We start from the raw sequence: 25,588 nt of genomic DNA, 5'->3' as shown, positions 1-25,588 counted from the left end.
ACATGTCACAAGTATTTCAAAACCGTAGTTTTCTAGCAGAAAAAGATTTCTCTCGCGCTGAACTTGAATACCTTATTGATTTTTCAGCTCATTTGAAAGATTTGAAAAAACGTGGAGTTCCTCACCGCTACCTAGAAGGTAAAAATATTGCTCTCTTGTTCGAAAAAACTTCTACTCGTACTCGTGCAGCCTTCACAGTTGCAGCTGTAGACCTTGGTGCACATCCAGAATATCTTGGTGCCAATGACATCCAATTGGGTAAAAAAGAATCAACTGAAGATACTGCAAAAGTTCTTGGCCGTATGTTCGACGGAATCGAATTCCGTGGCTTTAGCCAAGAAATGGTAGAAGAATTAGCAGAACACTCAGGTGTACCGGTTTGGAATGGTCTGACAGATGCTTGGCACCCAACTCAAATGTTGGCAGACTATTTGACTGTAAAAGAAAACTTTGGTCGCCTAGAAGGTATCAATCTTGTATACTGTGGAGACGGACGTAACAACGTTGCCAACTCTCTTTTGGTTACCGGTGCCATTTTGGGTGTAAATGTACGCATCTTTTCTCCAAAAGAACTATTCCCAGCTCCGGAAGTTGTGGAATTGGCAGAAGGATTCGCAAAAGAATCTGGTGCCAAAATCTTAGTCAGTGACAAGGCTGAAGAAGCTATCCCAGGTGCTGATGTACTCTACACTGACGTATGGGTGTCAATGGGTGAAGAAGACAAGTTCAAAGAACGTGTTGAATTGCTTCAACCCTACCAAGTGAATATGGATTTAGTAAAACTTGCAGGTAACGATGATTTGATTTTCTTGCACTGCTTGCCGGCTTTCCACGATACCAATACTGTTTATGGTAAAGATGTTGCGGAAAAATTTGGTGTAGAAGAAATGGAAGTAACAGATGAAGTCTTCCATAGCTCACACGCTCGTCACTTTGACCAAGCGGAAAACCGGATGCACACTATCAAAGCCGTTATGGCAGCAACCTTGGGAAATCTCTTTATTCCTAAAGTATAACCCTTATACTCGAAACAGTTCGAAATCTGAAATGAATTTTAATCCAGGAATTGGATTAAAATTTATAGGTCATGAAGCAAGCATCGCTTGCAATCAATCCGATGAAGATAGTTCAACAGGTCTGGGAGACCTGTTGAATATTATCGCTAAAGCGTGCAAGGCACGCAATCAAAGGGGTTCGACGAAGAGGAGTAACAGATTCAGATTTTGAAATGTAATGAGTATTAGAGTCTTTTAGTTTACTTTTAGTACAAGGCAGCGAATCGTAGACAGCTCAAAATCTTGAGGGAGATTTTGAGCTTGCTGATAAAACTTTTGAAGAAAGTTTCAAATAAGTACGGCAAGACGAGCTAACACAGCAACAAAAGATAAACTAAAAGAGTATGATCCCATTTTTTGAGGGCGAGGCAGGCCTTAGCCTAGCCCTCTTTTTCCTATTATAGTCTTTTAGTTTGCTTTTAGTACAAGGCAGCGAGTCGCAGACAGCTCAAAATCTTGAGGGAGATTTTGAGCTTGCTGATAAAACTTTTGAAGAAAGTTTCAAATAAGTACGGCAAGACGAGCTAACACAGTAAAAAAAGATAAACTAAAAGAGTAAATGTAAAAAAGAAGGAGAATCATTCATGGCAAACCGTAAAATTGTTGTCGCTTTAGGAGGAAATGCCATCCTTTCTTCAGATCCATCTGCAGCAGCTCAGAAAGCAGCTTTGGTGGAAACCGCCAAACATTTGGTGAAATTAATTAAGAATGGGGATGAGTTGATCATCACCCATGGAAATGGCCCCCAAGTTGGAAACTTGTTACTACAAAATTTGGCAGCGGATTCTGAAAAAAATCCTGCTTTCCCACTGGATTCCCTTGTAGCCATGACGGAAGGATCTATTGGCTTCTGGCTACAAAATGCTTTGGAAAATGAATTGACCAAAGAAGGAATTAACAAAGAAGTGGCTTCTGTCATTACCCAAGTTGTGGTGGACAAAGCAGATCCAGCCTTTGAAAATCTTTCCAAACCTATTGGTCCCTTCTACACAGAGGAAGAAGCAAAAGCTGAAGTGGCTAAAACCGGAGCAACCTTTAAAGAAGACTCTGGTCGTGGTTGGCGAAAAGTTGTCGCTTCTCCAAAGCCAGTTGGGATTAAAGAAATTGGGGCTATTCGCACTTTATTAGAAGCTGGTGGTGTTGTCATTGCTGCTGGTGGAGGCGGTGTTCCAGTCATTCAAGAAGAAGACGGTACTTTGACGGGTGTTGAAGCGGTTATTGATAAAGACTTTGCATCACAGACCTTGGCAGAGCTAGTGGATGCGGATCTCTTTATTGTTTTAACAGGTGTGGATTATGTGTTTGTGAACTTTAATAAACCAGATCAAGCTAAATTGGAGCAAGTAACCGTTGCTGAATTGGAACAGTATATCCAAGAAGAGCAGTTCGCTCCTGGTTCTATGTTGCCAAAAGTTGAGGCAGCTATTGCTTTTGTGAACAACAAGCCAGAATCTAAGGCAGTGATTACATCCTTGGAAAATTTGGGAGCTCTCATTGAATCGGATAGTGGTACGATTATTGTCAAAGGTTAAAGCCCTTGGAGGAGAGGTTTTCATAGGTTGAAGCCTTCTGCTTGTAGTGTTTCATTAGAAAGAGTGACAAATAGATGAAAATGGGGAGTGATGGCGTCAAAGGATTTTGCTCTCCACACATCTATTTCCTGGTCAAGTATCTATCTATAAGCAATGTTTTCAGGATAACGGCTACTGGAAGAGCATGTCATCTCTTGAAGATAGGTGGATATTTGGCTTGGTCATTCCGGATATGTTTTTCCTGGAAAAGAAAAATTGTATAGGAGGTTTTTGCAATGAGCGAAGATGAAAAAAGAGGCTTTAAATTGCCTTCATCATACACAATATTGATGCTCATTATTGCCCTTATGGCTGTGATGACATGGATTATTCCAGCTGGTCAGTATCAAGTAGATGATGCAGGGAATTTGGTGGCAGGTACCTATGAGAAGGTAGCGCAAAATCCGCAAGGGATTTATGATGTCTTTATGGCTCCGGTACGGGCCATGCTTGGTCATGGGGCAACAGATGCGGCGATTAGTGTAGCCTTCTTTATCATTATGGTTGGGGCGTTCCTTGGAGTTGTAAATGAAACAGGTGCGCTAGATGTTGGGATTGCATCAATTGTAAATCGTTTTAAGGGTCGAGAAAAATGGTTGATTTACGTGCTCATGCCTTTGTTTGCCCTAGGTGGTTCAACCTATGGAATGGGTGAGGAAACCATGGCTTTCTACCCACTCTTGATTCCGGTTATGATGGCAGTTGGTTTTGACAGCATTACTGGTGTTGCGATCATTTTACTGGGTTCTCAAATTGGGTGTTTGGCCTCTACCGTAAACCCGTTTGCGACAGTTGTGGCTTCTGATGCTGCAGGTGTCAGTGTTGCGGATGGTATGATTTGGCGTTTAGTTTTCTTTGTAGTTACTCTCTTGATGGGGATCGTCTTCGTTGCTAATTACGCAGAAAAAGTGAGAAACGATCCAACCAAGTCCCTAGTTTACAAACAAAGGGAAGCGGATATGAAATACTTTAATGTTTCATCTACCCAAGAAGTGAATGCAGAATTGACTCCAGCACAGAAACGGGTATTGTGGGTCTTTGTCCTAACCTTTGTTCTCATGATTTGCAGCTTTATTCCATGGGAAGATTTGGGTGTAACAGTCTTTACTCAATTTAATGAATGGTTAATTGGCATTCCAGTTATTGGTCAAGTGATTGGTTCTTCGACTGCGGCTTTGGGTACTTGGTACTTCCCAGAAGGAGCGATGCTCTTTGGGATCGCAGGAATTATCGTTGGTTTAGTCTACGGTATGAGTGAAGAACGTTTGGTGAAATCCTTTATGTTTGGTGCTGCAGATATCTTTAGTGTAGCCTTGATTTGTGCGATTGCGCGTGGTATTCAAGTAATCATGAACGACGGTATGATTACTGCTACAATTCTTCACATGGGTGAAGCAGGCTTGAAAGGTTTGTCTTCACAAGCATTCATCATCTTGACTTACCTTTTCTATCTACCAATGTCTTTCTTGATTCCATCAACCTCTGGTCTTGCAGGAGCTTCTATGGGAATTATGGCACCACTTGCTGAGTTTGTAAATGTGCCAGCTAGCTTGGTGATTACAGCTTTCCAAGCTGCATCTGGTGTCTTGAACTTGGTGGCTCCAACCTCAGGTATTGTTATGGGGGCCTTGGCCCTTGGTCGTATTGAAATTGGCACTTGGTATAAATATGTCGGTAAGTTGGTAGCGGGAATCATGGTTGTTTCAATGGCAATCTTGGCTATTGCGACCTTCTTCTAGTTGAAATTCTGGGTCAGATTTTGTCTATTAGCAGGCGAAATCCGGCTCAGTTTTTCCTTCTATGTTAGAATAATGGTATACTTAACGAATTTCAAAATCAGAATACTCGCGGAATATCAAAAAGATGGCGAAGAAAGCCGATGACGGTAGTTCAACAGGTCAAAGGACCTGTTGAATATTATCAATTAAGCGTGCAAGGCACGCAATCAGTAAGTTCATCAAAGAGGCTTGATAAAGTCAGAAGTTGAAATCCAATGAGTATTAGCGCTTATTTCTTTTTCGGATATTGAAGGAGGAGTCAATGAAAACGAGTTTTATTCAACCATCACATCAAAAGGCGTGTATTCAAGCGATTCAAGAACTAGTTGCTTTCCCGTCTGTTTTACAGGAAAATCAAGCAGGGACTCCATTTGGTCGTGCAATCCAGGATGTATTGGAATATACGTTGGGCATGACGGAGCAAATGGGATTTAAGACTTATTTGGATCCTGAAGGTTACTATGGTTATGCTGAAATTGGACAAGGAGAGGAACTGTTGGCTATTCTTTGTCATTTAGATGTGGTACCTGCTGGGGATCTGCGTCAATGGCAAACACCTCCCTTTGAAGCTGTGATACAGGGGGATCATCTCATTGGGCGAGGAGTTCAGGATGATAAAGGTCCATCTATGGCGGCCTTATTTGCGGTAAAAGCCCTGCTAGATACAGGTGTTCAATTTAAGAAACGGGTTCGTTTCATTTTTGGGACGGATGAGGAGACCTTGTGGCGTTGCATGAACCGCTATAACCAGTTGGAAGAAGTTGCGACAATGGGGTTTGCGCCCGACTCTTCTTTCCCTTTGACCTACGCGGAGAAAGGCTTATTGCAGGCTAAGTTGCTGGGTCCAGGTCATGCTTCTTTGAGTGTGGAAGCTGGAACAGCCTACAATGTCGTGCCTGCTAAGGCTAGTTACTCTGGACACTTGTTAGCGGGTGTTATTTCAGAATTAAATCAAGCAGGATTTGAGTATGAGACTCAGGAGGATCAAGTCACCGTCCTTGGAATTTCTCGGCATTCCAAAGATGCTGCAGAGGGGATTAATGCTATTGTCCGTCTAGCTAAGGCCCTAGAACGTTTTGAAAGCCACCCGACTCTAGATTTTATTGTGCATGCAATTGGAGAAGATGCCACTGGATTTAATCTATTTGGGAATATCTCTGATGAACCGTCAGGGACGTTGAGCTTCAACATTGCGGGTCTCAGTATTAATGCCAAGAAATCAGAAATTCGTTTAGATATTCGAATTCCTGTAACTGCGGATAAAGAGGCACTTGTGTCTACACTACAAGCCAAAGCGCAAGCCTGTGGTTTGATCTATGAAGAATACGATTACCTTCCTTCTTTGTATGTGCCACTCGACAGTCAGCTAGTATCAACGCTTATGTCTGTTTATCAAGCTAAGACAGGTGACTTGACCAGTCAACCGATTTCTTCTGGAGGAGCGACCTTTGCTCGGACGATGCCAAATTGTGTAGCTTTTGGGGCCTGCTTCCCAGGCACTGAGCAAACGGAACATCAGGAAAATGAACGCATGCCTTTAGAAGATCTCTACAAGACAATGGATATTTATGCTGAAGCCATTTACCGCCTCGCTGCGGAATAGTTTTCATTTTTTCAAGAAGTAGATTGCGGTAATCTACTTCTTTATTTTATAATGGAGAAAAAGGAGAAAAGCTGATGGACATTCAGGCATTTGGTGTCGAGGAGTGGTTAAACGTTTGGGAAAATGAAGCGGTCTATGATATTGCGGGTTCGTCTATTGCTTCGATGACCTTAGAAGAGATCCTAACGCTGGGATCGTCGGGAAAGGAAGAACTTCTAAACCAGGTATTGGTGAAAACGATGAATTATGGTTGGATTGAAGGGTCTCCGGGATTCAAGGAGCAGGTGGCCAAGCTCTATCAAAAGGCGAAACCGAATCAAATTCTCCAGACCAATGGAGCCACAGGAGCTAATTATTTGGCTCTCTATGCCTTAGTGAAGCCAGGAGACCACGTGATTTCCATGTATCCAACTTACCAGCAGCTAGTGGATATTCCACGTTCCTTTGGAGCTGAAGTAAGTCTTTGGCGAATTCAAGAAGCCGATCAGTGGCTTCCATCTCTGGAGGAATTAAGAAATATAATTCGGCCAGATACCAAGCTTATTTGTATCAATAATGCCAATAATCCAACGGGGGCGTTCATGGATCGAAACTATTTAGAAGAACTGGTGGAGATTGCGCGTGAGGTTGGAGCCTACATTCTATCGGATGAGGTCTATCAACCTTTGGAAGATGGGATTGACGTCCCCCCTATCTTTGATCTGTATGAGAAAGGCATCTCCACCAATAGTGTCTCGAAAACTTACTCTGTACCAGGAGTTCGTGTCGGCTGGATTATTGCCAATGACGAATTATCCGATTTATTCCGTAAGTACCGGGATTACACCATGATTTGTGCAGGTGTTTTTGATGATTTTATCGCTACACACGTGCTCAAACACAAAAAGGAAATTTTGGAACGAAATCGGCAGATTGTGGACCACAATTTGAAACTTGTTAAGGATTGGGTGGCTCAGGAGCCACGGGTTTCTTGGGTTCCGCCTCGACATGTCTCTACTTCTTTTATCAAGTTGGATGTTTCTGAGGAAACTGAGCGATTTTGTATCCGGCTATTGAAAGAGACAGGTGTCTTATTAGTACCGGGAAATCGATTTGATATGCCTGGCTATGCCCGTTTAGGTTATTGTACCCGAACTGAGATTTTGGAAAAGGGACTGGAAGCTCTTTCTGAATTTTTGAGGCAGTATGATTAAGAGCGTTTTTTGTACTAACCGTGTTTTTCAATCACTAGGGTTGGTAGAGTGAGAGGAGGAGAGATTATCTATGGTTCAAAAATGAGAATGGAAACGAATGATGGCAGGTCAGGTCTACAATCCAATGGCCATGGAAGATCTTTCCTGGAAACGGATGCAAGAGGCCCAATGGGTTTTTAACCACTCCCGCTTTTGGGAGGATAAAGAGTCTTTGGATGGTGTTCGTGCTTGTCTGGGGCAAGCTCCAGAAGATTTAGTCCTGACACCTCCAATCTACTTTGATCATGGGGATCGAATCTTTTTGGTCAGTCTTGCTACGCCAACACAGGTTTGGCCATCTTGGACGCCCAAGAAGTACGAATTGGAGACCAGGTGCTGCTTGGTCCACACGTGTCTATCTATACCGCAAATCATCCCCTGGATGCGGAAGTGCGGTCCACTGGTTTGGAAACAGCCCGACCAGTATCGATTGGAGACCGGGTTTGGATTGGGTGTCGATTGGTTCCGACACGGTTCTAGCTTCGGGGTCTGTGGTGACCAAGGATGTCCCAAGTGGGGTGTTATACTCTTTTAGTTTATCTTTTATTACTGTGTTAGCTCGTCTTGCCGTACTTTGGTACTGCCTGCGACTCGCTGCCTTGTACTAAAAGCAAACTAAAAGACTATAGCAGGAGGAAACCCTTGCCGTGTGATTCGTCCGATTGGACCAGAGGAGACCTCTTTTTGGCGGGATGCCTTGAATCAATACCGCAAAGAACGGGAAGAAGAGCAGAAGCATTCCGAATCAGGAAATAAAATGGTATGATAGAGGATAAGTTTTTCTGAAAAAGGAGTAAGTAAAATGAAAAAACCTCTCATTGGGATTGCCGGTAGTGTTTTATTGACCAAATATGGTTCTTCAGAAGGATACCGACGCGCATATGTAAATGAAGATTATGTTCAATCTGTTCTCCAAAATGGTGGGATTCCTGTCATCATCCCTGTTGTGGATAGTTTAGAAGCTGTTGACGCTTATATTGATCAAATTGATGCTCTGATTCTATCAGGAGGTCATGATGTGACTCCTCAATATTATGGGGAAGAACCTAAGCCCAAAATTGGCCAGACTTGGGAGTTACGGGATTGGTTTGAATCCAATTTGTTGGAAAAAGCTTTGGAGAGGAAAATGCCGGTCCTTGGAATCTGCCGCGGCTTACAAATTATGAATGTCTTTCATGGCGGTAGTTTGTGGCAAGATTTGACCTATATGGAAAATATTGAGGTTCGGCATATGCAGGGAAATATGCCAGATCAGACAACCCATCTAGTGGATGTAGATGAAGGCAGCAAGCTCTATGAAATGATGGGACAGGAAAAGTATGTCATGGTCAATACTTATCACCACCAAGCTGTGCGTGATCTTGGTGAAGGCTTTAGAGTCACCGCCAAATCTGCGGATGGAGTAGTGGAAGCGATTGAAAATGATGGCTATCCATTTTATGTGGGAGTTCAGTGGCATCCAGAAATGCTGCACCAATCCGTTCCTATTATGAATAATCTCTTTGCAGGCTTAATCCAAGCGGCTCAGTAATTGGAAATATTTTTTCTTTTTTTGAATTCAATTGGTGCTAAAAAGTCTGAACACTATGGAATCCCTATTTCTATAATGAGGGTTAGAAGAGGCTCGGTCGAATGGCTAAGCCTCTCTTTCAAAAGCTGGAGGAAGGCATGCGTGAAAAAGATGTGTTAGCGGCTGCAGGCCAATTTGCCTATCTGATGTTAACCAGTGGAGCTGAAACAGGTCGTGTGGAGTCCAGTATTGATTATGTGGGAAGGGCACTTGGGATTCCGATTATCTGTCATGTGACCATGACATCAATTTTGTTAGTCAATCAGGATAGTGGTCGTTCTTATGTTGTGAAGGTCCCTCGCTACCAGGTTGACTTGCAGATGGTCCATGATTTAAACCATCTGTCACGACAGTTGGTTCAAGGTCAAGTAGACTTTGAGGGTTTTCAAATGGAAGTTGAGCGTTTGTCTCAAGGAGTTCCTCATTTTCCTTTATGGCAGCAGTACCTTGGTGCTGGATTTGTTTCGATGGCTCCGAATTTAGTGGAGCTAGCCCCTTTATCTGATTTTCTTCTCACATTTTTCTTGGGGATTTTTGCTCACTTTCTGAATCGGGAGGCTAGTCGTTTTATGGTTCCGCCTTATTTAGCTGTTGGTTTATCCGCTTTTGTGGTTGCTTTTTTGACCAATGGGTTTTACCATTTGGGTTGGGGACAGACGTTTGAGGTTCTCCTGATTTCTTCACTGATGCCGCTAGTTCCGGGTGTAGCTTTAACCAACTCACTTCGGGAACTTTTGGGAGGGCATACAATCTCGGGATTGGTGCGGGCGGTCAATGCGCTTTTGATTGCAGCGTCCATTGGTGGTGGTGTTATGATGGCGAATCTCTTGTTTAAGGCACTGGTCTAGGAGGTGGGTTATGATCTTTTTCTTGGGCTTTGTCCTAAGTTTCTGTGGTAGTTTGGGCTACGGGATGATGGTCAATGCACCCCGTCAAACCTTACTGAGTTCAGCCGTTACGGGCGGTTTGTCCTGGATAGCCTATCTTTTAGTGTTGGAAGTGACAGGGGGGATTTGGTTGGCAAATTTAGTAGCTAGTTTGATGATTGGACTCTTGTCGAACCATTTTGCGAAACGGATTGGAACACCGGTGAATATCCTGTCTATTCCCTGTATGATTTCGTTGGTACCTGGAGGGACTATCGCGACATCTATGCGGTATTTTGCCCAGGGAGAGGTTTTACAGGGGCAGTCCTTTTTTGTCCGGACCTTACTTATTTGTTTTTCACTTGCCCTTGGTTTTGTTTTGGCAGAAGGAGTGGTCTTCTTAAGAAGAAAAATGAGAAAATCATGAGTCATGACTTGCCAAAGGTGCGAAAGTGTGGTAATATTTTACGGTATGTGGTGTAGCACCCTTAAAACTAAATAGGAGGAATGACGAAATGGCAAAAGTATGTTATTTTACAGGTCGTAAAACTGTATCTGGTAATAACCGCTCTCATGCGATGAACAAAACAAAGCGCGCAGTTAAACCAAATCTTCAAAAAGTTACAATTTTGGTTGACGGTAAACCTAAAAAAGTTTGGGCTTCAGCTCGTGCGCTTAAATCAGGTAAAGTTGAACGCGTTTAATCAAGCTTAAAAAGAGGTTGGATTTCCAATCTCCTTTTTTATTTTCTGGGACCTGAAAGGGCTTGACATTTGAGCCCGGTTTGTACACCCATCCAAAAATGTGGTAAAATGAACTATAAACAATTTGAGGTAAAAGGATATGACTGTAAAAATCAATACACGCGATGGTCAGATTGAGTTGACCGATGATGTCATTGCTACCATCGTAGGTGGTGCAGCAACAGAGATTTTTGGCGTAGTTGGCATGGCCAGCAAGAATGCCATTAAGGACAATTTCCAAGCCCTCCTAGGTCGAGAAAATTATTCAAAAGGGGTTGTGGTTCGTAGTAACGAGGTGGGAGACATTGAGGTAGATGTTTATACTGTTTTAAGTTACGGAACCAAGATTAGTGAAGTGTCCCGTAACATCCAAGAACGGGTCACCTTCAGTTTAGAAAACCAATTAGGCATTACTGCCAAAGCAGTCAATGTATATATCCAGAATATTAAAATTGTAGGAGAGTAGTCGTGGCCAATATTACAACCAGTTTATTTCAAGAGATGGTTCAAGCAGCTGCCACTCGATTAACCAATCAAGCTGAATATGTCAACTCATTGAATGTTTTCCCTGTTCCAGATGGAGATACAGGAACGAATATGGGGATGACCATCGAAAATGGTGCCAAAGAAGTTGCTGATAAGCCTGCGCAGACAGTGGCAGAAGCAGCGAATATTTTTGCTAAGGGACTTTTGATGGGTGCGCGTGGTAACTCAGGTGTTATTACGTCACAATTATTCCGTGGTTTTTCTCAGGGAGTTAAGGATTTGGAAGAATTAGATGGAGCTGCTTTGGCCCATGCCTTCCAATCTGGTGTGGAGGTTGCTTATAAAGCGGTTATGAAGCCTGTTGAGGGAACCATTCTTACCGTCTCTCGTGGAGCTGCCATTGGAGCAGTTAAGAAGGCTGAGACCAGTAATGATGCTGTGGAAGTTATGGAAGCAGCACTTGAAGGTGCTAAGACTGCCTTGGCTAAGACTCCAGATATGTTGCCAGTTCTCAAAGAAGTAGGTGTTGTCGATTCCGGTGGACAAGGACTTGTTTTCATCTACGAAGGCTTTTTGTCTGCCCTCAATGGCGAATACATTGCTTCTGAAGATTTTGAGGCAACACCAGCCATGATGGGTGAAATGATCAATGCTGAACACCACAAATCTGTTGCAGGCCATGTTGCAACAGAGGATATTACCTTTGGTTACTGTACGGAGATTATGGTGGCCCTTAAACAAGGGCCAACCTATGTGAAGGACTTTGATTATGACGAGTTCCGCAATTACCTTAATGACCTGGGGGACTCCCTCCTTGTGGTCAACGACGATGAAATTGTCAAAGTTCATGTCCATACAGAAGATCCTGGTTTGGTCATGCAAGAAGGGCTTAAATATGGTTCTTTGGTGAAAGTTAAAGTGGATAACATGCGCAACCAACACGAAGCTCAGGTTGAAAAGGAAGCAACCCAAGCCACTGACAGTAAAGGTCCTCGTAAAGAATTTGCGGTGGTAGCCGTTGTTGCGGGTCAAGGAATGGCAGACATTTTCCGGGCATCTGGTGCAGACTATGTTATCGAAGGTGGCCAGACTATGAATCCGTCTACGGAAGACTTCGTCAAAGCTATTGAAGAAGTCCATGCAGATAAAGTTATTCTCTTGCCAAATAATAAAAACATCTTCATGGCAGCTCAATCTGCCGTCGAAGTTGTAGAGGAGGCTGCAGCTGTAGTAGAGAGCCGCACAGCTCCTCAAGGTTTGACCAGTCTCTTAGCCTTTGATCCGAGCCGCAGCTTGGAAGAGAACCAAGAACGGATGACTCAATCTTTGGCGGAAGTTGTGTCAGCTTCTGTAACTCATGCAGTTCGAGATACAACCATTGATGGTTTGGAAATCCATGAAAATGACTTCCTAGCCATGGTAGAAGGTAAAATTGTAGCTTCCGATGCTGACCTTGAGACTGCACTAGACTTGATGTTCAACCAAATGGATTTGGATGATAAAGAGATCTTTAGTATTTATGTTGGAGAAGAAGGCTCAGAAGAATTTGCAGAAAGTCTCCAAGAAAAGTTGGAAGATCGTTTTGAGGACCTGGAAGTTGAAATTTTCCCAGGAGACCAGCCAGTCTATCCTTATATCTTTTCAGCAGAATAAAGCGACATTATCCTCGAAAATGGTTTTTTCGAGGATTTTTGAGCTCAATCCTTGAATAAATAAGCTAGGGTTGGTATAGTAATGCTTATACTCGAAACAGTTCGAAATCTGAAAAGGAAATCCGATGAAGACAGAACTGAGGGTTCGGCGAAGAGGATTAACACATTCAGATTTTGAAATGTAATGAGTATTAACGAATTTCAAAATCTGAATACTAGCGAAATTGCAAAAAATGACAAGGGAATCCGATGGTGATAGTTCCACAGGTCTGGGAGACCTGTGGAATATTAAGGATAAGGCGTGGAAACACGCAATCAATCAGTTCATCAAAGAGGTTTGATAAAGTCAGATTGAAATGCAAAGAGTAACATCCAAAAAATGGCAGGTAAATCATAAAATTGGTTTGCAAAAACTTGGGAAATTGCACATCCTTCTAGCTTTATCGTGAACAGTCCTTTTTATGTTTAGGAGAAAGTCGTTAACGAAAAGACTCCGTCGAATGTTCGTTTTTTTGGTCAAATTGATTGCTTCTCAGTTGACAGAAGACTAGAAAAAGGGCTGATATCAGCGATTTATCTGAAATTTAATTGACAAGCTGTCTAAAATGATTTACAATGAATGTCTGGAGATAATAAAATAAGGGAGGATATCATGGCTAAGTCTAACTTTGAAAAAGTCGAGACAGTAGTAGGCTGGGTACGTGACAAGAAAATCACTGGTTACCGTATTTCTAAGGAAACCAATGCCCGTGAGATGTCTATTATTGCACTAGCACAAGGTCGTGCTCAAGTGAAGAATATTTCATTTGAGACTGCATTGGGTTTGATTGATTATTACGATAAAAATCACGAAAAATTCGATGATGCTTAATCGTTCCTGATTAAAATCGGTTAGAAAAGAAACAGGATACCCTTTTTTCTAGCCGATTTTTTATTATGTTTCCCTTGAATAAAGTTGTGGTATTTGTAAAATAAGAATAAAAAACGTAGAACATGACTTCCAAGATTAGTTTGTTTGGATTTCTTTTGTTTTCAAGAAAGTACCTGAGGTTAATTTAGAAAGTGTTTATAAAAGGAATGGCAAAAATTCAACTAACAGGTTTTCAATTGAAAATCATTGCCTTGATTGGGATGTTTATCGACCATATCTATACTCATTTTGGAGATCTCCTAGGACTGCCTTTTTGGGTATCGTGGATTGGTCGCTTTGTCGCCCCAATATTTCTTTTTCTGTTGATGGAGGGGTTTCGCTATACCTCTAATCGAAAGGCTTACTTCTTACGGTTATTGTCGGGAGCTGGTCTGATGCTGGTCATTAATGTCCTCCACAATTGGCTGACAAGTAACTATCTCGATCCTCTCACACGAGAATTTGATCTTTGGATGTTGATGAATGGGAACAATATATTTCTGACCCTAGCCTGTTTCTTTTTAATCTTTACCTTGGTGGAACAGATTAAAGAAGGGAAATCAGGTCGTTGGTTAAAGATCCTTTACCTATTGCCTTTACTATTCTTTACTTTGTTGACTGAAGGAGGATTGTATTTGATGCCTCTCGGCTTGGTTTTGGCCTTTTTCCCAGGTTCCAAAAGAGCTGCAAATGTTGTTCTTTTAGGGACGTCGCTAGCCTTAGCGTTGAAGGCTTTTTTAAGTTATCAAGGGATGTCGGAGTTCTATCCAGATTTAGGGTCTTATTTAGCCTACGATAATCAATTTATGCAATGGTTAGCAATTCCTCTCATTGCTGCTTATAATGGACAACGGGGGGGACAAGGAAAAATCTGGGAGAAGAATTTGTTCTATATTGCTTATCCCTTGCACTTGACTCTCATTTATGTCATCGAATCTTTGGTTCGATAATGAATACTTTATAGTCTTTTAGTTTACTTTTAGTACAAGGCGGCGAGTCGTAGACAGTACTGAAGTACGGCAAGACGAGCTAACACAGTAATAAAAGATAAACTAAAAGACTATATCACCACTGAACACAAAAAAGCTTCCTAAAAATTTAGGAAGCTTTTTTCTTAGCCAAGATAGCGTTGAAGGAATTCACGTGTCCGTTCTTCTTTCGGATTGGTGAAGATGTCCTCTGGACGTCCTTCTTCGGCGATAACGCCTTTATCCATGAAGATGACACGACTAGATACGTCACGGGCAAATTCCATTTCGTGGGTCACCACAATCATGGTCAACCCTTCTTGTGCCAAATCTTGCATGATTTTGAGAACTTCACCGACCATTTCAGGGTCTAGAGCTGAAGTCGGTTCATCAAAGAGGATGGCATCAGGATTCATGGAGAGAGCACGAGCAATAGCGACCCGTTGTTTTTGTCCACCAGAGAGCTGTTTTGGTTTTGCTAACCAATATTGCTCTCCCATGCCAACCTTGTTGAGGTTTTCTTTGGCGATTTTTTCTGCCTCAGAACGTTCACGCTTGAGAACAGTTGTTTGGGCTACAATGGCATTTTCCAAAACGTTTAAATTTTCAAAAAGGTTAAAGTTTTGGAAAACCATCCCGAGTTTTTCACGATAAGTTGTAAGATCGTGCTCATCGGCTAGAACATTTTTTCCATGGTAGAAAATTTCACCTGCACTTGGAGTTTCCAAGAGGTTGATGGAACGGAGGAAGGTAGATTTACCACTACCGGAACTTCCGATGATGGAAATGACCTCCCCTTTATGAACGGTTAAAGAAATGTCTTTTAACACTTCGTTTTGACCATAGGATTTTTTGAGATTTTTGATTTCAAGAATGGTTGTTTGCGTCATTTAATCACCTCCGTTTGCATTTGATTTGCTCCGGTAGTGTAAGTATCGGTATCCAAACGACGTTCTACATAACGCAAGATGCGGGTTACGGTGAAGGTAAGAACGAAGTAGATGATGGCGATTACGGTAAAGGTTTGGAAATACTGGTAGGTTTGAGTTGCAACGGTATTTCCGGCAAAGTAGAGCTCAACTACAGAGATTACGTTCAACACAGAGGTATCTTTGATGTTTACAACGAACTCATTCCCTGTCGCAGGAAGGATGTTGCGGACAACCTGTGGCAATACGACCTTACGCATGGTTTGGCCGTGGCTCATTCCCAAGGCAGTTGCAGCTTCAAATTGTCCTTTATCAACAGCGAAGATACCACCCCGGACAATCTCACTCATGTAGGCACCAGTATTGATGGAAACGATAAAGATGGCTGCAAGTGTTCGGTCAATATCGATCCCAAAGGCTTGGGCTGTTCCGTAATAGATAACCATGGATTGTACAATCATCGGTGTACCACGGAAGATTTCAATGTAAGCACTAAGGAACCAACCAAAGAGTTTTTGGAAAAAAGCTGGAACTTTTGTCTTCGCTTGAGGGGCTGTTCGGTAGACCCCGATCAAGAGTCCAATACCAGTACCAACTACAGTACCAATAATGGAAATCAAGAGGGTAATTCCAGCTCCGCGTAAGAATTGAGAACCATTATTTTGAACAATGGTTAGCATTTGTTGGAAGAAGTTAGGTGTTTCTTCTTCAGTGTCGCTTTCAAGTGGTTGATGTTTAATCATTTCATCCATCAAAGCCACTTGTTGGTCAGTTGAAATTTCAGTGATAGCTGCATTGACTTCGTCAATGCGAACATCGTCCTTGCGCATCCCTACAGCAGTCGTAACCTCTTCATCACTAGTTTTAAATCCAGGGTTTAGATTAACCATCTTAAAGATTGAGTTGGCATCTTCTGCTGTGAGGGCTTCTGGGCGCTCAGAGATGTAACCGTCAATAACACCAGCTTCCAAGGCTTGACGCATTTGTGCGAAGTCCCCCATAGCTGTTTCTTTTGAAGCACCGTCGATTTGGTCGATTAAATCGTAGAGGTAAACTCCCTGTTGAGATGTGAGTTTTGCTCCTTTGAAATCAGCTAGTGATTTGGCATCGGCATAGTCGGAGTCTTTTCGAACAACAATAACTGGTTGGCTCCGGTAGTAGCTATCTGAGAAGGCAATCTCTTTGCGGCGTTCCTCAGTAGGGCTCATCCCAGCGACGATCAAGTCGATTTTTTTAGAGGTAAGGGCTGGAATCAAACCATTCCAAGTTGTTTTAACAACCAAAGGTTTCTTACCAAGTTTCTCTGCAATTTGTTTGGCGATTTGAACATCATAGCCGTTGGCGTATTGGTTTGTGCCTTCGATTTGTACGGCACCGTTACTGTCGTCGTCCTGTGTCCAGTTAAATGGAGCATAGGCTGCTTCCATCCCGACTCTTAAGTACTCATCTGCTTGGACTGGACTGACCCAGGTAAAAAGCAGTGCGAGTCCCGTGAGTAGGCTTACTACTAACTTTTTCATAGGAACCTCCTTCTAAATTATTTCATTATATAGGAAAAGAGTAGACAAATCAATATAATTTTTTAGTGAAAACGTTTTAAAGTATGGTATGGGTGGTCTTTTTAGGGACTAACTTGTCTAGATCAGTCGGAATTTGTGGATTTTTCTGGTCTCTAAAAGAGGCTTGTGGTATAATCAAGTCTGTTATGGAGGACAAAAGGACATGATTGTCATTGAATTACTAAAAGCGATCATTTTTGGAATTGTGGAAGGGATTACAGAGTGGTTGCCAATTTCCAGTACGGGTCACCTGTTGCTTTTGCAGGAATGGCTCCAGTTTAAGAATGTTTCAGCTGATTTTATGGACATGTTTAATGTCGTCATTCAGCTAGGAGCGATTTTAGCAGTTGTCGTTATTTATTTTGGAAAGCTCAACCCTTTCAAACCGGGTAAATCCAAAGAAGAAGTGAGACAAACTTGGTCACTGTGGTCCAAAGTTTTAGTGGCTATTCTACCAGCAATGGTCATCGGGGTTCCTTTGGATTCATGGTTTGAGGCTCACTTTTACAATCCTGTTTCCATTGCTCTGATGTTGATCATCTATGGGGTAGCCTTTATTGTGATTGAGCGCCAAGACTTTGTGAAGCATCCAAGTATTACTCGCTTAGAAGATCTGCCTTATTCAACAGCCTTGAAGATTGGATTTTTCCAAGTCTTAGCACTTTTTCCTGGGACAAGTCGTTCCGGTGCGACCATTGTGGGTGGTTTGTTAAATGGCACCAGTCGGTCTGTGGTGACAGAATTCACTTTCTTTCTAGGGATTCCGGTGATGTTTGGAGCCAGTGGGGTCAAAGTGCTTAAGTTTATCCTGAATGGCAATACTTTAACAGGGGCTGAGGGTCTCTTGTTGGCAGTGGCCATGTTGACAGCCTTCGGAGTCAGTCTGTATGCCATCCGCTTTTTGACAGGTTACGTGAAGCAGAATGATTTCACTATTTTTGGGAAATACCGTATTGTTCTAGGTATTCTCTTGCTAATCTATGCAGGGGTACGTGCCTTTTTGGCTTAAATGCAAAAGAGTGGAGCGAGATTCCGCTCTTTTTTTGAAATCTTAAGGAAAATTCAGTATACTGGAGGATGAGGTATTTAAATGAAAATGAAACAATTAAATGATCGAACTTTAAAGATTTCGATCAGTATGAACGATTTGGAAGAAAGAGGAATGGAGTTGGCGGATTTTTTGGTTCCGCAAGAAAAAACGGAAGATTTCTTTTACACCATTCTAGACGAATTGGATTTACCGGAGAATTTTCTGGATTCGGGAATGCTGAGTTTTCGGGTGACTCCAAAACCAGATCGCTTGGATGTCTTTGTGACCAAGTCTGATGTGGACAAACCCATCAATTTTGAGGATTTCGACTTTGAGGACTTGCCTCAAATGGAGGATTTCCCGGACATGGATCCAGAGCAGTTTATCAAGGCCATGGAAGAGGCGCTAAAGAACTATAGTCAGGATCCACAGTCGGATGAGCTGCTGAGTGAATTGGACACCTTCCGGAAGCAGGTTGAAGCTGATCGAGAGGAAGAAGTGGACGGGGAGCAGGCGCAAGAAAGTGAAGAAAAAAAACCAGCAAATCATTTTTTGTATTATGTTCTGCAATTTTCAGATTTTGCGAAGGTTCGTGCCTATGTAGATTTGGTTGATTATGACTACGATGGTTCCGAGTTGTATAAATATAAGGGCCACTATTATCTGACTGTTTTAGTGAATACGGGCCAGATGCCTGGTAAGTATCCGGTTTATTTGATGGCTCGCATGCGGGAAATGGCGGAAGAGTCTCAGGTAACGAGACCTGTTCTTCAGGAACATGGGACAGTTTTACTTTACGGGAATGCGATTGAAGACTTACAAAGGATTTAGACATGGTACCCTTTGCCCTTTCTTTTATATTAGCTTTGATTGCGACCTTTTTAGGGAGCATCGTGTTGACCCCCTTAGTTCGGCTCTTATCCTTTCGGATTGGGGCGGTGGATTATCCAAATGCAAGGCGGATAAATACCAAGCCCATGCCGACCGCTGGTGGATTGGCAATTTTCCTGTCCTTTGGCTTGGTGAATCTCTTTATTATGCCAGGGATTGTCAAGGTGACAGCTTTTGGGCAGACTTATTTAGAGTATGTTTGGCCAGTTTTACTTGCGGGTGGAGTAGTTGTTCTGACGGGATTGTTGGATGATATTTTAGATTTGAAGCCTGCTCATAAGATGTTGGGGATTCTGACGGCTGCTGTTCTGATTTGGGCCTTGACGGATTTCCGTTTGGACAATTTTAAAATTCCTTTTGGGGGACCCATTTTACATTTTGGTCCGATTTTATCTTTTGTCCTAACATTGATTTGGATTGCAGCTATAACCAATGCGGTCAATCTCCTGGATGGTTTGGATGGTTTGGTAAGCGGCGTGTCCATTATTTCGCTAGGGACCATGGCCATTGTGTCTTATTTTTTCCTACCACAAGATAATCTCTTTTTGACCATGTTGATTTTACTCTTGGTTATGGCAATTGGGGGATTTTTTCCCTATAACTATCATCCGGCGATTATCTTTTTAGGGGATACAGGGGCTCTGTTCTTGGGATTTATGATCTCGGTTTTATCCCTACAAGGTTTGAAGAATGCGACAGCTGTCGCAGTTATTACGCCTATGATCATTTTAGGGGTACCGATTACAGATACCTTGATGGCCATTATTCGCCGACGTCTGGCGGGGCGAAAGATTTCGGAAGCGGATCGCCACCACTTGCACCATCGTCTATTGAGTCTTGGTTTGACTCATCGAGGGACTGTGCTGGTGATTTATGGGATTACCTTTATCTTTTCTATGATTTCCCTTTTGCTCAATGTATCAAGCCGAATTGGGGGGATTTTGCTTCTATTGGCTTTGGCACTTGGAACCGAATTGTTTGTAGAATTATTAGGAATTTTAGGGCCTGATCGGGCGCCCTTATTGAATACCCTGCGGTTCATTGGAAATTCGGCTTATCGGGAGGAAGTGCGTCGGAGACGGCAAGAAAAGTAGATAAGAATAATTCTAAACACAAAAAAAGCCTCAGAGGCTTTTTTTTGTTATACTTAAACCGTATTACCTAGAAGGAAGGATCAAATCATGTCAGTATTGGAAATTAAAGATCTCCATGTATCCATTGAGGATAAGGAAATTTTAAAGGGAGTTAACTTAACCCTCAAGACGGGTGAAGTTGCGGCTATCATGGGACCAAACGGAACCGGAAAATCAACCTTGTCCGCTGCGATTATGGGGAACCCTAACTATGAAGTTACCCAAGGGGAAGTTCTGTTGGATGGGGTTAACATTTTGGAATTGGAAGTAGACGAACGGGCACGAATGGGGCTCTTCTTAGCGATGCAGTATCCTAGTGAAATCCCAGGCATCACCAATGCAGAGTTTATTCGTGCAGCCATGAACTCAGGCAAGGAGGAAGAGGACAAGATTTCTGTTCGTGATTTTATCACGAAATTGGATGAGAAAATGGCCCTTCTTAACATGAAAGAAGAAATGGCAGAGCGCTACCTTAACGAAGGATTCTCAGGTGGTGAGAAAAAACGCAATGAAATTTTACAACTCTTAATGTTGGAACCAACCTTTGCTCTTCTAGACGAAATTGACTCTGGTTTGGATATTGATGCCCTTAAGGTTGTTTCTAAAGGGGTTAATGCGATGCGAGGAGAAGGCTTTGGTGCCATGATTATTACTCACTACCAGCGTTTGCTGAACTACATTCAACCAGATGCCGTGCATGTCATGATGGACGGAAAAGTGGTTCTCTCTGGTGGTCCTGAGTTGGCAGCCCGCTTGGAAAAAGAAGGTTATGCGAAAATTGCAGAAGAGCTCGGGTTTGCATACGAGGAAGAAGTATAAGCCTAGGCTGAGGAGGAAACGATGACGAAAGAAAGCATTTTGGCTTTTTCGCAAGCCCAGGCAGAGCCAGTATGGTTACAAGACTTGCGCTTGAAAGCATTTGATAAAATCCAAGAACTGGACTTGCCCAGAATTGAGCGGGTCAAGTTTCATCGTTGGAATTTGGGAGATGGTCGGCTTGAGCTGAGTGAGGCTAGTGGGAATGTTCCTGCCTTTGCGGACCTCAGCAGTAATCCCAAGTTGGTGCAAGTAGGGACTCAAACAGTCTTAGAACAATTGTCTCCTGAATTGATGGAGCAAGGTGTTATTTTTACGGACTTGGCAACAGCCCTAGAAGAAATTCCAGAAGTTGTGGAAGAACATTTTATGTCTGCCCTAGCCTACGATGCAGACAGACTTGCGGCTTATCACACAGCCTATTTTAACAGTGCAGCTGTTTTGTATGTTCCAGATAATGTAGAGATTGCTCAACCCTTAGAAGGAATTTTTTACCAGGAAAGTGATTCAAGCGTCCCCTTCAATAAGCACATCTTAGTGATTGCAGGTCGCAATAGTAAGTTTTCTTACTTGGAACGCTTGGAAACCTTGGGTGAAGGTCAAGAAAAAGTTACAGCCAATATTACGGTTGAAGTGATTGCTCAGGCAGGGGCTCACGTTAAATTCTCTGCCATTGACCGCCTTGGTAAGAACCTGACCACCTACCTGACCCGTAGAGGCCGGATTGGCAATGATGCCACCATTGACTGGGCTCTCGGTGTGATGAACGAGGGAAATGTAGTGGCTGCCTTTGATGCCGACTTAATTGGACGCGGAAGCCATGCGGATATGAAAGTGGTCGCTCTCTCATCTGGCAAACAAGTTCAAGGAATTGACAGCCGGATAACCAACCATGGTGCCAACTCAGTTGGAAATATCTTCCAACACGGCGTTATCTTGGAAAAAGCAACCTTGACCTTTAATGGAATTGGTCACATTATTCGTGGTGCCAAAGGGGCAGATGCCCAACAAGAAAGCCGCGTTTTGATGTTGTCAGATCAGGCTCGGTCAGATGCAAACCCAATTCTGTTAATTGATGAGAATGAAGTAACAGCCGGCCACGCAGCTTCTATTGGTCAGGTAGACCCAGAGGACCTTTATTACCTTATGAGTCGAGGATTGGACCGAGCAACTGCGGAACGCTTAGTCGTTCGTGGCTTCTTGGGGGCCGTTATTGTAGAAATCCCTGTTAAAGAAGTTCGAGACGACATGATCCAAGTGATTGAAGATAAGTTAAGTAAAAGATAAACAAGAGGAGTAGCCATGCAGCCAATCGACGGTCGGCAGATTCAAAAAGACTTTCCCATTCTCGACCAGCAGGTCCATGATGAGGACCTCGTCTACTTGGATAGTGCAGCAACGAGCCAAAAGCCCTGTGCTGTAATCGAGGCCATGGATCGCTATTATCAGGAAATTAACGCGAACGTTCACCGTGGTGTTCATAGTTTAGGGGAGTCTGCGACCCAAGCCTATGAAGAAGCGCGACGAAAAGTCGCGTCCTTTATCGGAGCCGCTTCTGAAAGAGAAGTTATCTTTACTCGGGGAACAACGACAGGTCTCAACCATCTAGCTCGGATGTTAGAACCCCAATTGTCCCCTGGAGATGAGGTTCTGATTTCGATCATGGAGCACCATTCCAATATTGTTCCTTGGCAACAGGTTTGTCAACGAACAGGAGCCAAATTGGTTTATGTCTATCTCAAAGATGGTCGTCTGGATTTGGATGATGTTAAGGCTAAATTGAATCCAGCCACACAGGTAGTTTCTTTGGCCCATGTCTCCAATGTGCTAGGGATAGAAAATCCGATTGCAGAGATTGCTGACTGGGTTCACGATGTGGGGGCTTACCTAGTGGTAGATGGAGCTCAGTCTGTGCCGCACCTTCCTGTTGATGTTCAGCAATTAGAGGTCGATTTTCTAGTCTTTTCCGGTCATAAGATGATGGGGCCAACCGGGATTGGGGTTCTTTATGGTAAAGAATCTCATTTGAAGGAGTTGGAACCGGTAGAATTTGGCGGCGAGATGATTGACTTTGTTTTTGAACAAGAGTCAACCTGGACGGATCTACCTTGGAAATTGGAGGCTGGAACACCTCCAATTGCGGAAGCGATTGGTTTGGGAGCTGCTGTTGATTATCTAAATGATTTAGGGATGGACCGACTTGCGGCTCAGGATAAGGATTTACTAGCCTATCTTTGGCGAGGCCTGCAGTCGGTTGAGGGGGTGGAAATCTATGGACCTCCTTCTTTGGAAGGGAGAACGGGTTTGATTTCCTTCAACCTTGAGGGGTTGCATCCGCATGATGTAGCGACTGCCTTGGATTATGAAGGGGTCGCTGTAAGGGCGGGGCATCATTGTGCCCAGCCTCTGCTGTCCTATTTAGGAGTTGGTGCTACGCTGCGGGCTAGTCTCTATGCATACAATACCAAGGAAGATTGCGATCGCCTTGTCCAGGCTTTGGAGAAAACAAAGGAGTTTTTTAATGGCATTTTCTAAATTGGACAGTCTCTATCGAACGCTAGTGGCAGAGCATTCCAGACATCCCCATCACCAGGGGACTTTGTCCGGAGTGGAGCCGATTCATTTGAACAACCCGACCTGTGGCGATGTGATTCAACTCTTTTTGCTCAAGGATGAGGAAGGTCGAATTCGAGATATTTCCTTTATCAATTCGGGTTGTAGCATTTCGACAGCCTCCGCCTCCATGATGACGGACCTTGTGATTGGAAAAAAAGAAGAAGAGGTTAGGGCACTTGCCCAGGATTTCTCTGATCTAGTACAAGGGCTAGAATTGTCCTCGACCGACCAGCTCGGTGACGCAGCCTTTTTGTCTGGGGTTGCACAGTTCCCGCAGCGGATTAAATGTGCCACTCTTGCATGGAATGCTTTGAAAAAAGCAATGGAAGTAAATGAAACGAAAGGAAAATAATGGCTGAAAATGAACGCGTAGAACCCAAGCCAATTGATTTGGGGGAATATAAATTTGGTTTTCATGACGATGTTGATCCCATTCTCTCGACTGGTAAAGGGTTGAGCGAGGATGTTATTCGTGAATTGTCAGCGGCAAAGAATGAACCTCAGTGGATGTTGGATTTTCGTCTTAAATCCTATGAGACGTTTAAGAAGATGGAATTGGAGACTTGGGGTGCTGATTTGACCCAGATTAACTTTGATGACATCATCTACTACCAAAAACCGTCAGATAAACCAGCTCGCTCTTGGGATGACGTTCCAGAAAAAATTAAAGAAACCTTTGAACGAATCGGGATTCCGGAAGCTGAACGCGCTTATCTTGCGGGAGCTTCTGCCCAGTATGAATCAGAAGTGGTTTACCACAATATGAAGGAGGAGTTTGAAAAGCTAGGGATTATCTTTACCGATACAGACTCTGCCTTGAAAGAATATCCAGACCTTTTCAAGCAATATTTTGCCAAACTTGTTCCACCAACAGACAATAAATTAGCTGCCTTGAATAGTGCAGTATGGTCAGGTGGAACCTTTATCTATGTGCCTAAAGGGGTTAAAGTGGATATTCCGCTCCAAACCTATTTCCGGATTAACAATGAAAACACAGGTCAGTTTGAGCGAACCTTGATTATTGTGGATGAGGGGGCCAGTGTGCACTATGTTGAAGGCTGTACAGCTCCAACCTATTCTAGCAATAGTCTGCACGCAGCCATCGTAGAAATCTTCTCGTTGGAAGGAGCCTACGTCCGTTACACGACGATTCAAAACTGGTCGGACAATGTCTACAACTTGGTAACCAAGCGAGCGAAAGCTATGAAAAATGCGACCGTTGAATGGATTGATGGGAATATCGGGGCTAAAACGACCATGAAGTACCCATCTGTTTACCTTGATGGCGAAGGTGCGCGTGGAACCATGCTGTCTATCGCCTTTGCCAACCAAGGGCAAGTGCAGGATACTGGTGCTAAGATGATCCACAATGCCCCTCACACGAGCTCATCCATCGTTTCGAAGTCTATTGCGAAGAGTGGCGGCGAAGTAAACTATCGAGGTCAAGTGACCTTTGCCCGTAATTCTAAGAAATCCGTCAGTCATATTGAGTGTGATACCATTATCATGGATGACCAGTCTAAATCAGATACCATCCCATTTAATGAAATCCACAACTCACAAGTGGCTTTGGAACACGAAGCCAAGGTTTCTAAAATCTCAGAAGAGCAACTCTATTACCTCATGAGTCGTGGTTTGTCTGAACAAGAGGCAACAGAGATGATTGTCATGGGATTTGTAGAACCATTTACAAAAGAACTTCCAATGGAATACGCTGTCGAACTCAATCGTTTGATTAGTTATGAAATGGAAGGTAGTGTCGGATAAGTCAAAAAAACCAGCAATTGCTGGTTTTTTGACTTATCCGACACTAATTTCAAAATCAGAATACACGCAGAATTTCCAAAGAATGACGAGGATAGCTGATGATGATAGTGCAATAGGTCTGGGAGACCTGTTGTATTTTATACTCTTTTAATTTATCTTTTATTACTGTGTTAGCTCGTCTTGCCGTACTTCAGTACTGTCTACGACTCGCTGCCTTGTACTAAAAGTAAACTAAAACTCCAAGCAGGCTTCGCCTGCTAACTCATGACGGAAAATTAGTTCAGGTATATAATAAAGATGAGCAATACAAATCCGTAAGTTTATTAGGGCTTTGCCGAGCCTGTAACTAAAACTGGATGAATAAGAGTCATGAGATAACTCGAATACGCCTTGAGCGTGAAAATAAAATTACA

Annotated in this window: 24 protein-coding genes; 22 read left to right on the top strand and 2 right to left on the bottom strand. The window is 43.0% G+C overall.

The window, feature by feature from the left end:
* Nucleotides 1-2 precede the first annotated feature (2 nt).
* The 14 genes from argF (at nt 3) to JEQ21_RS03665 (ending at nt 14,416) form a co-directional block, all read left to right on the top strand.
* Nucleotides 3-1,016, top strand: a complete 1,014-nt coding sequence (argF, locus tag JEQ21_RS03730; RefSeq protein WP_199364012.1) for an ornithine carbamoyltransferase — start codon at nt 3-5, stop codon at nt 1,014-1,016.
* Between the two features lie 623 nt (nt 1,017-1,639).
* The gene (gene arcC / locus JEQ21_RS03725; RefSeq protein WP_199364011.1) at nt 1,640-2,587 is read left to right on the top strand and encodes a carbamate kinase; all 948 of its coding nucleotides are present in this window, start codon (nt 1,640-1,642) and stop codon (nt 2,585-2,587) included.
* A 275-nt stretch (nt 2,588-2,862) separates the two neighbouring features.
* A complete protein-coding gene (locus JEQ21_RS03720; protein ID WP_199364010.1) occupies nt 2,863-4,365 on the top strand; it encodes a YfcC family protein in 1,503 nt (500 codons plus the stop codon).
* A gap of 301 nt (nt 4,366-4,666) precedes the next feature.
* The gene (locus JEQ21_RS03715; protein WP_199364009.1) at nt 4,667-6,007 is read left to right on the top strand and encodes a dipeptidase; all 1,341 of its coding nucleotides are present in this window, start codon (nt 4,667-4,669) and stop codon (nt 6,005-6,007) included.
* A gap of 74 nt (nt 6,008-6,081) precedes the next feature.
* Nucleotides 6,082-7,200: an aminotransferase gene (locus tag JEQ21_RS03710; protein WP_199364008.1), complete on the top strand. Its 1,119-nt coding sequence runs from the start codon at nt 6,082-6,084 to the stop codon at nt 7,198-7,200.
* A 97-nt stretch (nt 7,201-7,297) separates the two neighbouring features.
* Nucleotides 7,298-7,774 (top strand): hypothetical protein, encoded by a 477-nt coding sequence (locus JEQ21_RS03705; protein WP_199364007.1) that lies wholly within the window; start codon nt 7,298-7,300, stop codon nt 7,772-7,774.
* A 267-nt stretch (nt 7,775-8,041) separates the two neighbouring features.
* Nucleotides 8,042-8,770 (top strand): gamma-glutamyl-gamma-aminobutyrate hydrolase family protein, encoded by a 729-nt coding sequence (locus JEQ21_RS03700; RefSeq protein ID WP_199364006.1) that lies wholly within the window; start codon nt 8,042-8,044, stop codon nt 8,768-8,770.
* A gap of 137 nt (nt 8,771-8,907) precedes the next feature.
* Complete coding sequence (locus JEQ21_RS03695) at nt 8,908-9,657, top strand: threonine/serine exporter family protein (RefSeq protein WP_199364005.1); 750 nt, start codon at nt 8,908-8,910, stop codon at nt 9,655-9,657.
* 10 nt (nt 9,658-9,667) lie between these two features.
* Entirely contained in the window at nt 9,668-10,102 is a 435-nt protein-coding gene (locus tag JEQ21_RS03690) for a threonine/serine exporter family protein (RefSeq protein WP_196091680.1), read from the top strand.
* An 88-nt stretch (nt 10,103-10,190) separates the two neighbouring features.
* Nucleotides 10,191-10,379: a 50S ribosomal protein L28 gene (gene rpmB / locus JEQ21_RS03685; RefSeq protein ID WP_002885786.1), complete on the top strand. Its 189-nt coding sequence runs from the start codon at nt 10,191-10,193 to the stop codon at nt 10,377-10,379.
* Between the two features lie 139 nt (nt 10,380-10,518).
* On the top strand, nt 10,519-10,884 hold the full coding sequence (locus JEQ21_RS03680; protein ID WP_199364004.1) for an Asp23/Gls24 family envelope stress response protein: 366 nt from the start codon (nt 10,519-10,521) through the stop codon (nt 10,882-10,884).
* Nucleotides 10,885-10,886: 2 nt separating this feature from the next.
* Nucleotides 10,887-12,557 (top strand): DAK2 domain-containing protein, encoded by a 1,671-nt coding sequence (locus JEQ21_RS03675; RefSeq protein ID WP_199364003.1) that lies wholly within the window; start codon nt 10,887-10,889, stop codon nt 12,555-12,557.
* A gap of 651 nt (nt 12,558-13,208) precedes the next feature.
* The gene (locus tag JEQ21_RS03670; RefSeq protein WP_196967246.1) at nt 13,209-13,427 is read left to right on the top strand and encodes a capsule biosynthesis transcriptional regulator; all 219 of its coding nucleotides are present in this window, start codon (nt 13,209-13,211) and stop codon (nt 13,425-13,427) included.
* A gap of 206 nt (nt 13,428-13,633) precedes the next feature.
* Complete coding sequence (locus tag JEQ21_RS03665) at nt 13,634-14,416, top strand: TraX family protein (RefSeq protein ID WP_199364002.1); 783 nt, start codon at nt 13,634-13,636, stop codon at nt 14,414-14,416.
* Nucleotides 14,417-14,580: 164 nt separating this feature from the next.
* Here JEQ21_RS03665 and JEQ21_RS03660 read toward each other — a convergent pair whose 3' ends face one another.
* Nucleotides 14,581-15,324 carry an amino acid ABC transporter ATP-binding protein gene (locus JEQ21_RS03660; RefSeq protein ID WP_179925887.1) on the bottom strand — a complete coding sequence of 248 codons (744 nt, stop codon included), beginning with the start codon at nt 15,322-15,324 and terminating at the stop codon, nt 14,581-14,583.
* Nucleotides 15,321-16,883 carry an ABC transporter substrate-binding protein/permease gene (locus tag JEQ21_RS03655; protein ID WP_199364001.1) on the bottom strand — a complete coding sequence of 521 codons (1,563 nt, stop codon included), beginning with the start codon at nt 16,881-16,883 and terminating at the stop codon, nt 15,321-15,323. Before JEQ21_RS03655 ends, JEQ21_RS03660 begins: the two co-directional genes overlap by 4 nt.
* A 202-nt stretch (nt 16,884-17,085) precedes the next feature.
* On the opposite strand from JEQ21_RS03655, the gene JEQ21_RS03650 reads away from it, so the two are divergent.
* The 8 genes from JEQ21_RS03650 (at nt 17,086) to sufB (ending at nt 25,175) form a co-directional block, all read left to right on the top strand.
* Entirely contained in the window at nt 17,086-17,931 is an 846-nt protein-coding gene (locus tag JEQ21_RS03650; RefSeq protein WP_199364000.1) for an undecaprenyl-diphosphate phosphatase, read from the top strand.
* Between the two features lie 81 nt (nt 17,932-18,012).
* Nucleotides 18,013-18,783, top strand: coding sequence for an adaptor protein MecA (locus tag JEQ21_RS03645; protein WP_199363999.1), 771 nt, complete (start codon nt 18,013-18,015; stop codon nt 18,781-18,783).
* Between the two features lie 2 nt (nt 18,784-18,785).
* Nucleotides 18,786-19,937, top strand: coding sequence for a glycosyltransferase family 4 protein (locus tag JEQ21_RS03640; RefSeq protein ID WP_196967425.1), 1,152 nt, complete (start codon nt 18,786-18,788; stop codon nt 19,935-19,937).
* 87 nt (nt 19,938-20,024) lie between these two features.
* A complete protein-coding gene (gene sufC, locus JEQ21_RS03635; protein WP_196967424.1) occupies nt 20,025-20,795 on the top strand; it encodes a Fe-S cluster assembly ATPase SufC in 771 nt (256 codons plus the stop codon).
* Nucleotides 20,796-20,816: 21 nt separating this feature from the next.
* Nucleotides 20,817-22,079: a Fe-S cluster assembly protein SufD gene (gene sufD, locus JEQ21_RS03630; protein ID WP_199363998.1), complete on the top strand. Its 1,263-nt coding sequence runs from the start codon at nt 20,817-20,819 to the stop codon at nt 22,077-22,079.
* A gap of 15 nt (nt 22,080-22,094) precedes the next feature.
* A complete protein-coding gene (locus tag JEQ21_RS03625) occupies nt 22,095-23,327 on the top strand; it encodes a cysteine desulfurase (protein ID WP_233340738.1) in 1,233 nt (410 codons plus the stop codon).
* Entirely contained in the window at nt 23,314-23,760 is a 447-nt protein-coding gene (gene sufU, locus JEQ21_RS03620) for a Fe-S cluster assembly sulfur transfer protein SufU (protein ID WP_199363997.1), read from the top strand. The genes JEQ21_RS03625 and sufU overlap by 14 nt, the downstream gene beginning before the upstream one ends.
* Complete coding sequence (gene sufB / locus JEQ21_RS03615; protein WP_199363996.1) at nt 23,760-25,175, top strand: Fe-S cluster assembly protein SufB; 1,416 nt, start codon at nt 23,760-23,762, stop codon at nt 25,173-25,175. Before sufU ends, sufB begins: the two co-directional genes overlap by 1 nt.
* Nucleotides 25,176-25,588: the final 413 nt, after the last annotated feature.

It is taken from the genome of Streptococcus sp. 121 (assembly GCF_016458205.1).
GTDB lineage: Bacteria > Bacillota > Bacilli > Lactobacillales > Streptococcaceae > Streptococcus.
The sequence above is the reverse complement of the archived record's forward strand: the minus strand, read 5'-3'. Positions and strand labels throughout refer to the sequence as shown.